General features: G+C 26.5%; 11 protein-coding genes. 1 reads left to right on the forward strand and 10 read right to left on the reverse strand.

Translation table 11 applies throughout. The annotated features are described in order from the left end of the window. Positions 1-26 precede the first annotated feature (26 nt). From I2H23_RS09980 to I2H23_RS09990, 3 genes are all read right to left on the reverse strand, one after another. Entirely contained in the window at positions 27-191 is a 165-nt protein-coding gene (locus I2H23_RS09980; protein ID WP_166505610.1) for a hypothetical protein, read from the reverse strand. 58 nt (positions 192-249) lie between these two features. After that, a complete protein-coding gene (locus I2H23_RS09985; RefSeq protein WP_195581589.1) occupies positions 250-1743 on the reverse strand; it encodes a glycine betaine uptake BCCT transporter in 1494 nt (497 codons plus the stop codon). A 187-nt stretch (positions 1744-1930) separates the two neighbouring features. Next, positions 1931-2614, reverse strand: coding sequence for a hypothetical protein (locus tag I2H23_RS09990; protein WP_195581590.1), 684 nt, complete (start codon positions 2612-2614; stop codon positions 1931-1933). A gap of 360 nt (positions 2615-2974) precedes the next feature. On the opposite strand from I2H23_RS09990, the gene I2H23_RS09995 reads away from it, so the two are divergent. Continuing rightward, on the forward strand, positions 2975-3559 hold the full coding sequence (locus I2H23_RS09995; RefSeq protein ID WP_240275750.1) for a DUF3793 family protein: 585 nt from the start codon (positions 2975-2977) through the stop codon (positions 3557-3559). Positions 3560-3773: 214 nt separating this feature from the next. Here I2H23_RS09995 and I2H23_RS10000 read toward each other — a convergent pair whose 3' ends face one another. The 7 genes from I2H23_RS10000 to fdhF all read right to left on the reverse strand — a co-directional run bounded on the left by I2H23_RS10000 (position 3774) and on the right by fdhF (position 13816). After that, positions 3774-5882, reverse strand: a complete 2109-nt coding sequence (locus I2H23_RS10000; protein WP_166505613.1) for an adenosylcobalamin-dependent ribonucleoside-diphosphate reductase — start codon at positions 5880-5882, stop codon at positions 3774-3776. A gap of 104 nt (positions 5883-5986) precedes the next feature. Continuing rightward, on the reverse strand, positions 5987-7969 hold the full coding sequence (locus I2H23_RS10005; RefSeq protein WP_195581591.1) for a penicillin-binding transpeptidase domain-containing protein: 1983 nt from the start codon (positions 7967-7969) through the stop codon (positions 5987-5989). Between the two features lie 11 nt (positions 7970-7980). Next, positions 7981-8838, reverse strand: a complete 858-nt coding sequence (locus tag I2H23_RS10010) for a DUF6241 domain-containing protein (RefSeq protein ID WP_166505615.1) — start codon at positions 8836-8838, stop codon at positions 7981-7983. Then, entirely contained in the window at positions 8831-9358 is a 528-nt protein-coding gene (locus I2H23_RS10015) for a sigma-70 family RNA polymerase sigma factor (protein WP_092925260.1), read from the reverse strand. Before I2H23_RS10015 ends, I2H23_RS10010 begins: the two co-directional genes overlap by 8 nt. Before the next feature lie 302 nt (positions 9359-9660). Next, positions 9661-10431 (reverse strand): formate dehydrogenase accessory sulfurtransferase FdhD, encoded by a 771-nt coding sequence (fdhD, locus tag I2H23_RS10020; RefSeq protein ID WP_092925258.1) that lies wholly within the window; start codon positions 10429-10431, stop codon positions 9661-9663. Then, positions 10418-11053 carry a molybdenum cofactor guanylyltransferase gene (locus I2H23_RS10025; protein WP_092925256.1) on the reverse strand — a complete coding sequence of 212 codons (636 nt, stop codon included), beginning with the start codon at positions 11051-11053 and terminating at the stop codon, positions 10418-10420. The genes fdhD and I2H23_RS10025 overlap by 14 nt, the downstream gene beginning before the upstream one ends. A gap of 75 nt (positions 11054-11128) precedes the next feature. Next, positions 11129-13816 carry a formate dehydrogenase subunit alpha gene (fdhF, locus tag I2H23_RS10030; protein WP_195581592.1) on the reverse strand — a complete coding sequence of 896 codons (2688 nt, stop codon included), beginning with the start codon at positions 13814-13816 and terminating at the stop codon, positions 11129-11131. Between the last annotated feature and the right edge of the window lie 116 nt (positions 13817-13932).

Here is a 13932-nt window from a genome sequence, read left to right on the forward strand (position 1 = left end):
ACCTAGATTAATCTAGGTACTTTTTGCTATTTTTTATCATTATATATTTTACTACTATCAGAAACATTTTTTAAAGTTGACGTCCACTCATTATTAGTAGCGTCTTTTTTATTTCTATTAGCTTTATTAGTTACACATTCATTAGAACCTGACCATTGGTTATTTCCTTCACATTTTTTGTTATTATTCATAATGTCACTCCTTAAAAGTAATATCGTTTATATTTTTTCTTATTTGTATATTTTAATACTAGTGCTTTTTAGGGTGCTTTGGTATTTTATATATTTTTTCTTTCCTAAGTTCCATTATAAAAGATAGCATCATAAGTACTAATATTATACTAAATGGAAGTGCCGTAACTATTGACATTGTTTGAAGTCCTTGAAGTCCTCCACTAAGAAGTAGTGCTACTGCAACTAATGCCTGAAGTATTCCCCAGACTAATTTTACCTTATTAGTTGGTTCCATAGAACCTTTAGCACTAAACATACCTAATACAAAAGTTGCTGAATCTGCCGATGATACGAAAAAAGTAAGTATAAGTATCGTTGCTATTATGCTTATAATATATCCAAATGGCAAACTCTCTAACATTACAAATAAAGTTGAACTCATATCTGCTTTTAATGCTTCAAGTAGTGCTAGATTGGTATTTATCTCTAAGCTTAATGCAGTTCCTCCAAATACAGCAAACCATATACAACTAAATAAAGATGGTACTAATAATACTCCTATTATAAATTCTCTTATGGTTCTTCCTTTAGATACCCTTGCTATAAATACACCAACAAAAGGTGACCAAGCTATCCACCATGCCCAGTAAAATAATGTCCAATTGGCTATCCAATTTGATTCTTCAAATGGTGTTAATCTCAAACTCATAGATATAATATTTTGAAGATAATTTCCTAAATTATTAGTAAATACCTCAAGTATATTTGCTGTTGGTCCTAGTATAAATACAAATATTAAAAGTAATACAGCTATACCTACATTTATATTACTAAGTATTTTAATTCCTTTTTCAAGTCCAGTTGTTGAAGATATTAAAAATAATATAGTAGATATTATTATTATTATTATCTGATTAAATATATTTATATTTATTCCAAATAAATTGTTAAGTCCTCCGTTTATTTGCATGGCTCCAAGACCTAAAGATGTAGCAACTCCAAATGCCGTTGCTATTATTGCAAGAATATCTATAAACTTAGATTGTGGAGAATTCAAATCACCTCCTATAATTGGAGATAGAGTCTGACTTATAAGTAACTTTTTGTCCTTTCTAAATCTAAAATAAGCTATAGCAAGTCCTACTAAAGAGTATATAGCCCATGCATGAAGTCCCCAATGAAAAAATGAAAAAGTTATAGCAGCATTAGCAGCTTCAGGTGTAAGTTTTGGTATTCCTGATAAAGGATAAATATAATGATCTAAAGGTTCTGCTACTCCCCAAAACACAAGACCTATACCCATTCCTGCGCTAAATAGCATTCCAAACCAAGTTATATTGCTAAATTCAGGTCTATCATCCTCATGCCCAAGTCTTAGTCTACCGTATTTACTAAAAGCTAATGCAATCATAAATACTAATACTAAAAATGTAATTATAAGAAACATCCATCCAAATTTATCTGTTGTAAAAGCTAACGCAAGTGTAGCTGTACTTGCTAAAGAATTTGGAGATATAAGTCCCCACAATACAAATAACCCAATTATTGCTACGGATATATAAAAAACCATATGAAAAACTCCTTATCAAATGTATTTCTGATTTAGTTTCTCTTAAATCTATATTTTGTATACTGATTTTTATAAAAAAGAGTACTTCTAAGAAGTACTCTTTTACTCTATCCGAAAAATTAATTATATAAATTTATATGTATTAATAAAAAACATCTATAAAAATTTATAGATGTTTTTATTAAAATTACTTTTTAACATTATCATTTTTATTAATATTGTTATTGTTATTATTATTGTTGTTATTATTAGTATTGTTATATTTACTAGTATCTATTCCTAATGATCTATTCATATCTTCTAATAATTTTTCAAATTGGTTTTTTTCACCTTTATCTGTTTTTGTTGCTTCATCTACAACTCTCATAAAGTCTTCTTTTGACTTACTTAAATCTTCTTTTGATATTTTATCTAAATTTTTTAATTTTGTATCTATATTAGCTATAGTTTTTTCGCCTTCTCTTATAAGATCTTTATTCATTTTATCTAATTCTTTATCATCTGTTTTTACATCATTTTTTAAATTATTTACAAAAGCTTGAGTTTTATCTCTTGCATCTTTATATGCTTCTTTTACATTAGATAAATATTTTTCATTTCCTGGGTACTCATTTGTTTCATAGTACTTAGATACACTTTGTGGAGATAAGTAAACTTTATAATTATTTAAATCATTCATATAATCTCCATAAAATCTTGAGTACTGAGTTACATAATCATTATCTCTTACAGAAGTATTATCTCCTGTTGGAGTCTCTACTTTTGTACCTTTTGTATTTTCGTTTGCATTTTTTCCATTGTTATTACATGCTACTACTCCAAGTGATAACATTAATGAAAGTCCTATTGTCATAAGTTTTTTTAGTTTCATATTTTACCTCCAATTTTTCTTTATGTAATTATTTACTCTACTATTATTTACTAAATCTTAAATATTATTATAAAAAATTTAACATTTTAAATTTCTTATTTTACCATAGTTGCCATAAAAATTAATCTATATTTCTGTATCATTTTTATAATTTTTGAACAAACTTTTAGTAAGAATATTGTAATAAAATTTGCATTTAATTTAAGTTATATAACGATAATAAAATGTTTATACCTAATACTAAACGTGATATTTTCAATACTAAAAATTATTAATTAATAAAATTTATCATTGAAATTGATTATCATTTATTCTATAATATAATTAATTGATAATAATTTTCATTAGGAGTTGATAGTTTTGAACTGTTATTCATGTAAAACTAATATAAATTCATCATATATAAAATGGTTATTAGAAATACTAGGTCCTGTACTTATGGGTTCTAAGCCTTGTGAAATACTTAGTATACCTAGTTTTGATAAAAATAAAGATAATAAAATAAACGATATAAAAAATCACTTTAAATTATGTAAAAAAATTAATTATATAATAATAGATAAAAAAGAAAAGGGACTTAAACTATTATTTATAAATAAAGACTCCTTATCTACTCAATTAAATAATAAAAAAATCCATAACTTTTTAAAATATTTAGGTTATCCATCTAATTTAGATACAGATTTATACCTTAATCACTTGATAAACAAATTAGAGGGAGATGATTTCCCAGATGAAATAGGTATATTTTTAGGATATCCACTTAAAGATGTAGTAGGATTTATGGGTTATGGTAGTTATAAGTTTCATAACACTAAATATTGGAGAGTATATGGTGATCCTAAACCTTCAGAAGACTTGTACTCTAAATTTCTAAGCCATAGAGAAAAGTTAAGAGATATGTTAAAGTCTCAAAGTGTAAAATATATACTTTCATCTCTTTAAAATAGTTAACCAGAAATACATAAATATACAACAAAAAAAGAGCTATCTTTATATAAAGATAGCTCTTTTTTTATATTTCATCTGCTATATCCCAACATTTGCCCACGCATAAACCCATCTACTATTTCTTTAATAAATTTTAACATGGAATCTCCCCCTATATCTCCTCGTTATTTATTTTATAATTATATATATTTGCTAAAATTTCTTTTTATTAGTTACACTTACTATACCCACATTGCAAACATACCCCGCATCCACCTGATGGTATTATAGATTCACTTTTACACTCTGGACATATAAATTTTTCATTTTCTATTGTATCTGCATATAAATTTTCTTTTTTATCATCTTTTGGCTTTTCATTAACCAATATCCCACTTCTCTTACAACCATCTCTGTATATAGTTATCCCTTTCAAATTATTTTTCCAAGCACTCATATAAATATTGTACACATCATCTACAGTAGCTTCATGAAATAGATTTATTGTAGATGATATAGATGCATCTATATGTTTTTGCCATGCGTTTTGCATTTTTATTCTATCCTCTGGATTTAACTTCATAGCGGTTACAAATATGTTTGGTAAATCTTTTTCATTTACTATATTATATTCATCCATATACTCTTTTACTATAGGAGTATATACCTTGTAATATACATCCTCATCATGCAAGCTTTCTGTTTTTCTTATGTATGATAAGTTAAATATTGGCTCTATACCACCACTTATACCAAGCATAGTTGATATAGAGCCTGTAGGTGGTATTGTCAATAATTGAGAGTTTCTAAGCCCATATTTCCTAATTAAATTCTTAACATCATCATCAACATTTTCTTTGAAGAAATTAGAACTAAAAACTACTTCTTCATCATATTTTTCATAACTTCCATAATCCCTTGAAAGAATTGCTGATTGCTTTAAGGCCTCATTTAACATAATCTTTGATAACTTTTCACATAAGTTTATAGAATTTTCACTTCCATATACTAAATTTAACTTTATAAGCATATCCGCTATTCCCATAACACCTAAACCTATTTGTCTATAATTTTTTACACTCTCTTTTTGTATATCTAGAGGATGAAGATTAAGACCTTCTTCTAACACTTCATTTAATCCTACAACACAATCACGTACAGTTGACTTAAATTTATTAAAATCAAAAACTGCTTTTTTTGTAAATGGCTCAACTACAAACTCAGCTAAATTTATAGAACCTAGTAAACAGCTTCCTCCAGCTGGTAATGGCTCTTCTGCACAGGGATTTACACCTTCATATCTAAAATTTTTATCTTCACTTAGTAAGTGATTTTTATTAATATTATCCCAAAATAAGATACCTGGCTCTGCATAATCCCAATTATTTTGTATGAGTTTCATAAATAAACTATATGCATCTACTTCTTTATTTATAACTTCATCAGTTTCCTTTACTAAAAATTTACAAATAAACTTTTCTTTATTTTCTACAGCTCTCATAAACTCATCATTTATTCTAACTGATATATTTGCTTTAGTAATTTTTTCTAAATTTGTTTTTATATCTATAAACTCTTCTATATCAGGATGATTAACATCCATTGATATCATAAGAGCTCCTCTTCTTCCCCTTTGGCCTATAAGACCTGTTGTCATAGAGTAAAGATCCATAAATGATACAGCCCCTGTAGTAGTCTTTGCTGCATTATATACCCTTGATCCTCTTGGTCTTAAATTTGATATATCAATTCCTACTCCTCCTCCATAACTAAATGTTCTAGCTAAATATTTTGCAGTATCGAATATAGACTCTATATTGTCTTTTGGTCTAGATAATACATAACAATTAGAGTAGGTTACTTTTATACCATGCTTATTAAGACCTCTATTTGCAAGTATTCTTCCTGCAAATAAAAACTTCTTTTCTCTTATAAGCTTTTCTATTTTTTTATTTCCTCCAGATACTCTTACTAGCCACTCATCAAAGCTTTCATTATTATATTGATATTTGTTTGACCATATAGACTTTTGAAGCTCTTCCATTTTCCACTTAGAATATCTTATATTTGCTCTTTTTTCTCTATATAATATGTACTTTTTAGCTACATCTTTTCTATTTGATTCCATAAGATATAACTCTACCATATCTTGTATTTCTTCTACGTTTATAGGTTTATTTGTATTAATTAAACTTTTTTCTATCTTGTTAGCTATATCTATAGCTAACTCTTTATCTTCATCAAACTTGCTATTTATAGTTGATTTATAAATAGCATTATATATCTTACTTTTATCAAAGCTCTCTTTTGTTCCATCTCTTTTTATTATATTTATCATTAGCTAATCCCTCATATTAATATTTTATATTTTGATTATTAATATCTTTCCTTAATCTAGTTTAAATTATTAATATAAAAAACTAATTAATTTTATATATACTTTTAGTTTAAGTAATAATTTAGTATATTCTTAACCTTAGGTACTACATATTCACTAGTAGATTTATTTATATTCTCTACTATCATAGATATAGCTATTTTGGGGTCATCTTCATTTACTGCAACAAACCATCCATTATTAATACCGCTATTATCATCTTTACTATTTTTAATTTCAGCAGTTCCAGTTTTCCCCATTATATTTTTACCTTCTATTTTAGCAAGATATCCAGTTGAATCTTCATCGTTTATAGCACCTTTAAAGCATTTTTTTAATTCTTCTATATATTTCTTATCTATAGCATTTTTATATACTTTACTTTCTTTGTTTTCACTTATAACAAGTCTTGGTATCATTATATTTCCATTATTAACTAAAGCACTATAAGAAAGTACAACATCTAGTGGTGTCATTAAAATTTCCCCTTGACCATATCCTGTATCTCCTAAAAGAATTTCATTGTCTAATTTCCCATTATTAGATATTTGAGAGTTTTGCATAGGATATTCAAAAGTAATTTTTTCTCCTATTCCAAATTTTTTAAGACCTTTTATATAATCTTCTTCTCCTAATTTTATAGCCTTATCTGCAAAGTATATATTATCAGAATATTTTACTGCATCGTATACATTAACAGGTCTTTTTGTATCTTTTACTCTTGTTACGCTATAATTCCCCCAACTACTATCCTTTTGCCAACTCTCCCCCTTTATATCCATGTATTCGTTAGGATTTATAACTCCACTTTCTAATCCAATACTAGATGTAATTAGTTTTATAGTTGACCCTGGAGAGTATGAATCATTAGCTCGATTTTCAAACTGTATATTATTTTGATTTTCCCACTTATTAGCTATTTCTTTAGTCTTGTATGTAACCAGTGTATTAGAATTATAAGATGGAGAACTTACCATAGCTAATACTTCTCCATTTAGAGGATTAATTGCTATAGAAGCTCCTTTATCTCCTTTTAATTCATTGTATATACTATCTTGAAGTTTAGAGTCTATAGATAACTTTATATCTTCTCCATTTCTTTGATTTACTTTGCCTATTTCTATTTTCTCATTTCCTCTTTTTAGATAAGCCTCTACTCCATCAATTGCTCTTAGTCTATCTTCATATATTTGTTCTAATCCTGCTTTTCCAATCTTACTAGTCTGTGAATATCCTTTACTTTTTTCTAATTCTTCTTTTGTTATATTTCCTATATATCCAATTAAATTTCCCAAAGCTTCACTATTTTTATATACTCTAGACACTTCTTCTTTTATACTAATGCCTTCTATTAATTTCAAATTATTTATTCTATCATTTTCGTACGGTGATACATTTAATAAATGTACTAACTGGCTACTTGGCTTATCTTTTATTGTATCTTCTATATATTCTTTGCTTATATCTAGTATTGTTGCTACCTTGTCTATATTTTCTATTTTGTTTTTATTAAATACTTCTGGATGTATATAAACTGAATTTACATTAGAGTCAATTGCTAGTTCTTCGTCGTTTCTATCTAATATTTTTCCCCTAGTGGCCTTTTTGGTTTCTACTCTTACTAAATCTCCTTTTTTCATATTAGGTAGTATTAAACTTTCATCCCATAGTATTTTATATCTATCATCTTCCTTAACTAAATTTATATTTAAATTATCATAATCTAATTTGCCTACGATAGTGTTTATACTCATAGATGCTAATATTTTTAAATCTTTATCAATCTCTTTTATTTTTATATTTATATCTCTTGCGTTTATTGAGCCATAAATTTTTTCATATCTATTTGTAAATTCTTCATAGGATATCTCCTTCTTGGATTTAATAGATATATTTTCATATAATTTATCAAACTTTCTATCGTTTAAATCCTTAGTAAAACTATCTATAATTTGTTTTACTTCACTTTCATTGCTACATCCTACAAACAATAATGTAATCATAATAATTACCCCTAATAATATAAGTATTTTTTTTAATCCCCCCATAAAAATCCCCCCTATTTAAAATATTTAGATTTTATTTTATTTACCTCATCATGCTTTATAGCTATTGCTTTTCCAACCTCTCCTCCTAGTATATTCCATACATAGTTATGAACTTCTACTGCATTATCAAAATCACCTTTTTTCCAATTTAATAATTGTCTATTTAGATATTCCTTAACACCATTATCTTTTATATATCCTAAAGAAGTTATGGCTATATCTACACTTTCAGGTGTTATCTCTACCATCCCATACTTTCTATCATCTATAGCTTTTATAATACTATTTGCCATTTCATGTATAAACTGTATGCTTTGATATTCACTATTTGGCATATATAAATTATTTACTTGTACGTTATCTTCCTCTTTTATATCTTCATTTTTTTCTTTATCTGAAATTTTAAGTTCTTTATTTAAGTCTTCATCTGTTTTATTTACCTTGTACTCTGTAGTTTCTACTACTTCAAACTTTATACTACCATTTTCATCTAACTTAGCTTTTGGTATATATTTATCTACTCCTATAAAAGATGCTATTTCATCTACTTGTAAAGTGTCATTTATAGTTTGGAAGAAATTTTTAACTGGTGGTAACTTGTGTGCAAGCACAGGGTTATATATACCAACAGATAATATAATCCCTAGGCTTGCTGCTATATACATAAATTTCCTTTTGCTTTTTTCTATCTTAATATCTTTTTCTGCATTATTTATGGCATTTTTTATTAAAATATTTAAGTCACTTGGAACTTCAATTGACTCTATTTTTTCTTTATCTATGTAAAAATCATTAATTTCTTTATCTATGTCTTTTATATCTATATCTATATCAATTAAATTATCTTCAACTTTATTTTTTTTACTCATTCCCATAGCCCTCCTTTAATATACTTTTCATATCTTTTATTGCTTTTCTTAGATGAGTTTTTATAGTATTAATAGGACGGTCTAGTATATTTGATATTTCTTCTACCTTTAAATCTTCTATATATCTAAGTATAATTGCATCTTTATATTTATCTTCTAATTCATCTATAGCATTGTATAAATCTATTTTTGTTTCAATCTTATCATCTATTAAAACTTCTTTTGTATATGAATTTTCATTATGTCCTAAATCTATCATCCCATTTTTTCTTAAATAATCATTTGTTGTGTTTATAAGTATTTTACTTATCCAAGTTTTAAAATACTTAGGCTCTTTTAATTTTTGTATATTCTTGTATGCTTTATATACTGTTTCTTGAAATATTTCCTTTGCATCTTCCTCATATTTACACCTTATATATATTTCCTTGTATAGTCTTTTTGAGTATATATTTATCAATTTCTCAAAAGCTTCTTTATCACCTTTTATTGCCTTTTCGGCTAGTATTACTTCATCCACTTTTTTACTCCCTTCTTACTTTCATTTCTGATTACATTTATTAGACTCTGGGTTTTAGTAAAAAGTTTTAACTTTTTTATAAAAATATAAAAAATACTAGAAAATTTTATTCTAGTATTTTCAGCAAATATTTTAAGTTTACCTTTTATATTTTTATACCATATACTGTAGTTATAATAATGTTATAATTTTTATATATATTTTTTAAGTCAATAAATTTAAAATCTTATTAATACCTTTATTATATCAATATACTTATTTTTTCAAAAAACGGTATTAATAAAGCATATATAATAATGTTACTAATCATTATATATATTCATTTTTTCTCCCCTTGCAAAGCCTATTACTTTAATACCTAATTCTTTTGATAATTTCATAGCCATATCAGTTATAGCTGATCTTGATACTATATATTTTAAATTTAAATTAAAGCATTTTAATATTATTTCAGATGTTATTCTTCCACTTGTAAGTATTAATTTATTATTTATATCTATATTATCTACTAAACACTTCCCTATTACCTTGTCTAATGCATTATGTCTTCCTATGTCTTCTTTAAAAAATAATATCTCTTTAAAATTACTAAGAGCTACACTATGTACCCCACCAGTATTTTTAAATACTTCTGATTTTTCATTAAATTTATTTATAAGCTTATTTATATTTTTATAATCTAACTTATCTATATTTAAAGTATCATCAAGTTTTATTTTTAACTTTTTTAAAGACTTATAATATATACTCCCTTTACCACAACCACTAGTTATAGCTCTTTTTTCATTTAACTTATTATTTATATTGTTTTTATTAACTATTTTTATATCTACATATCCTTCTTTTTCAAATACATTAATGCTATTAATATCATTATATGAAGTTATTATCTCATCTGAATACAAAAATCCTACTGCTAAATGTAGTAATGAACTTGGAGTACATATTAGTGTTATATATTCATATTCGTTTATATATATAGTAAATAAATACTCTACCACTATATCATCATCAACTTCTATTAATTCCCCATTTATGTATCTTTTTATTTTATATTTTTTAACCACATCCATAGCTATATATTTCCTTTTTATAAGAATCTAGTTCTTCTCTTGTATTTAAGTTTATAAACATATTTTCATTAAATTTATTATTTTTAAATTCATCTTCTTTAACATAATACACATTTTTATTATTTCTTTCAAAAAAGCTTATTATAGATTTTCTATTTGAGTTTAATATATAATCTTTCATTTCATATCCTAATTTTTTTTTATAAGCACCATGAAAAAGCTGTATTTTATCATTTAATATAGATATATAAATATGAGATTCCTTTTTATCTTTTATGTCTTTATTGACCATTGCTTTAATGTATTTTATATAATTATCATCTAAAACAGGCATATCACAAGCTATTATGTAAGCATATAAACTACTGCTATTTTTAAGCCCTACACTTATTCCAGCCAATGGTCCCATACCCTTTATTTCATCCTCTACAACTTTGTACCCTAAATCTTTATAATACTCTTTTTTATTAGTCACTATTATTATTTCTTTAAAGTGTTTTTTAAGCTTTTTAGCAATATCTAATATTAATCTCTTTTCATTGATTACTAAAAATTGCTTATCAAACCCCATTCTACTACTTTTTCCGCCAGCTAGTATTATAGCTGTATTTAGATTATCCATATTAATCACCTTTATATTAAAGTAGTGTTTTAAAAATAAGGATATAAATTAATTTATATCCTTATTTACTATATTTTAAGCATGTGCTAATTCTTTATTTCTTATTTTTTCTACTTTTATAGCACATACCTTTAAATCTGGTACTTTACTCACCTTATCTAATGTAGTATTAGTAAGATAATTTGCAGCTCCATCAGCAAAGTGGAAAGGCATAAAAAATACATCTTCATCAACTATATCAGTTATTCTTACATAAGTTTCTATTTCTCCACGCTTTGAAGATACCTTTATTTTTTCATTTTCTTTAAATCCTAGCTTATTGGCTGTTATTGGATTTACTTCTATATATGAATGTGGTGCCTTTTCATTAAGACCCTCTACCTTACCTGTCATTGTTCTGGTATGATAATGATATAATATCCTTCCATTAACTAATGTATATGGATACTCTTCACTTAAACCTTCAAAACTTAATGTATAATCACAAGGAACAAATGTTGCTTTACCTTTTGCAAATTTATCTGTATGTAATATTTTAGTGCCCTCATGATTAATGTTGGTACATGGCCACTGTAATCCTTTCATTTCTATTCTTTCATAAGTTATTCCAGCGTATGATGGTGTTAATTCACTAATCTCTTTCATTATTTCTTTTGGAGATTCATAGGTTTTATCATATCCTAATTTATTCATGATCTCCATCAATATAACCCAATCAGGTTTTGAATTATATACAGGCTTTATAGCTTCCCTTATTCTTTGAACTCTTCTATCCGTATTTGTAAATGTTCCATCTTTCTCTGCAAAAGATGCAGCAGGTAAAACTACATCTGCAAGTTCTGCTGTTTCAGTTAAGAATATATCTTGTACAACCAAGAAATCTAGTTTTTCTAGAGCCTTTTTTATATGATTTGTATCTGGGTCTGATATCATAGGATTTTCACCCATTATATATAAAAACCTTATATCGCCATGTCCTATAGCATTAGTTATCTCTGGAACTGTTAAACCTACCTTATTAGGCAATTTTACTCCCCATGCATTTTCAAATTTTTTAACAATATCTTCATTTAATACACTTTGATATCCTGTAAATACATTCGGTAAAGCTCCCATATCACATGCACCTTGCACATTGTTTTGGCCTCTAAGTGGATTTACTCCAGTATATTCTTTTCCTAAATTACCGCATAAAAGTGCTAAATTTGATATACTCATTACATTTTGGGTTCCTGTTGAATGTTGAGTTATACCCATAGAGTAAAATGTTGCACTGTCATTAGTTGCATATATTCTAGCAGCTTTTATAATATCATCTTTATCTACTCCACATATTCTAGCACCTTCCTCAGGTGTATAATCTTTAACTAATTCTTTTAAAGCTTCATAGTTTTCAGTTCTTTCTTTTATATATTCATCATCTTGTAAATTTTCAGATATTATAACATTCATCATAGTGTTTAATAAGGCTACATTTGTTCCAGGATTTATCTGTAAAAATACATCAGCTCTTTTAGCTAGCTCTATTTTTCTTGGGTCTGCTACGATTAATTTCGCTCCTTTACTTACTGCTTGTTTTATTTTCGCTCCTATAACAGGATGATTTTCTGTTGTATTAGAGCCTATTACAAATATAGATTCTAAATTGCTTACCTCTTCAATGCTATTTGTCATAGCACCACTACCTAATGTAGTTGCAAGACCTGCAACTGTTGAGGAATGTCAGAGTCGAGCACAATGGTCTACATTATTAGTTCCCATTACTCCTCTTATCATTTTTTGGAATAAATAGTTTTCTTCATTACTACATCTTGCTGAAGATAGCCCTGCAAAAGCATCACTACCATAAACTTTCTTCGTTTTATTAAAGTTTTCTAATATGTAGTCATATGCTTTCTCCCAAGTAACTTCTTCAAATTTTTCACCAACTTTTATTAGTGGATTTTTAAGTCTATCTTCATGATTTATAAATTTGTATCCAAATTTACCTTTAACACACAGTAGTCCATCATTTACTTCACCAAATACTGGTTGAGATCCTACTACCTTATCATCTTTAACTTGTAACTCTAATTGACATCCCACTCCACAATAAGAACAAGTAGTCTTCACTTTTTTAGTGTTGTAAAAATCTGCATTTTTAGGAACTAGTGCTCCTACTGGACAAATTGATACACAATTACCACAAGATACACAACTTGATTCATTTAAATTTTCTCTAAAGAATGGAGTAATTTCAGTTTCATAACCTCTATCAACTGAACTTATAGCACTCACTTCTTGTAATTCTTCACATACTCTTACGCATTTTTTACAAAGAATACATTTATTTGGGTCATAATAAAAAAATGGATTACTGTCATCAATAGGCAATTTCTTAGGCTGGTTGTCATATTTAGGTTTGAAATTATTTAGATATATACTTGAATAGTCTTGTAATTTACATGAACCTGATCTTGCACATGTTGTGCACTCTAATGGATGGTCTGATATCATAAGTTCTAATATTTCTTTTCTTGCGCTTTGTACTTTCTTGCTATTTGTTAATATTTCCATTCCTTCTTTTACTATTTTTCCACAAGCTACTTCTAAATTTTTGCTTCCTTTAATCTCTACTACACACATTCTACATAGTCCGCTTGGGTTTAATCTTTCATCATTGCAAAAGTTCGGCAATTCTATTCCTATACTTTTACAAGCATTAAAAATTGTGGTTCCTTTTTTAACACTAACTTTAGTATCATTTATAATTATATTTACCAAAGTATTACCCCCTATTAAAATTTAACTGTTTTAATATTTTCAACCATATATACTTCTATTCCTTCTATAATATGATATTTTATATTAACTTATGAAAAAAAAGCCTATGAAAATAC

The organism is Romboutsia sp. BSD2780061687b_171204_C1 (assembly GCF_015560225.1).
In the GTDB taxonomy this organism is placed as follows: Bacteria; Bacillota; Clostridia; order Peptostreptococcales; family Peptostreptococcaceae; genus Romboutsia_C; species Romboutsia_C hominis.

Excerpts from the sequence above, each read along its gene's own strand:
- I2H23_RS09990 (WP_195581590.1), bottom strand. The coding sequence starts at position 2,614 with ATGAAACTAAAAAAACTTATGACAATAGGACTTTCATTAATGTTATCA.
- I2H23_RS10025 (WP_092925256.1), bottom strand. The coding sequence starts at position 11,053 with ATGGATAATCTAAATACAGCTATAATACTAGCTGGCGGAAAAAGTAGT.
- I2H23_RS10000 (WP_166505613.1), bottom strand. The coding sequence starts at position 5,882 with ATGATAAATATAATAAAAAGAGATGGAACAAAAGAGAGCTTTGATAAA.
- fdhD (WP_092925258.1), bottom strand. The coding sequence starts at position 10,431 with ATGGATGTGGTTAAAAAATATAAAATAAAAAGATACATAAATGGGGAA.
- I2H23_RS10005 (WP_195581591.1), bottom strand. The coding sequence starts at position 7,969 with ATGGGGGGATTAAAAAAAATACTTATATTATTAGGGGTAATTATTATG.
- I2H23_RS09985 (WP_195581589.1), bottom strand. The coding sequence starts at position 1,743 with ATGGTTTTTTATATATCCGTAGCAATAATTGGGTTATTTGTATTGTGG.
- I2H23_RS09980 (WP_166505610.1), bottom strand. The coding sequence starts at position 191 with ATGAATAATAACAAAAAATGTGAAGGAAATAACCAATGGTCAGGTTCT.
- I2H23_RS10010 (WP_166505615.1), bottom strand. The coding sequence starts at position 8,838 with ATGAGTAAAAAAAATAAAGTTGAAGATAATTTAATTGATATAGATATA.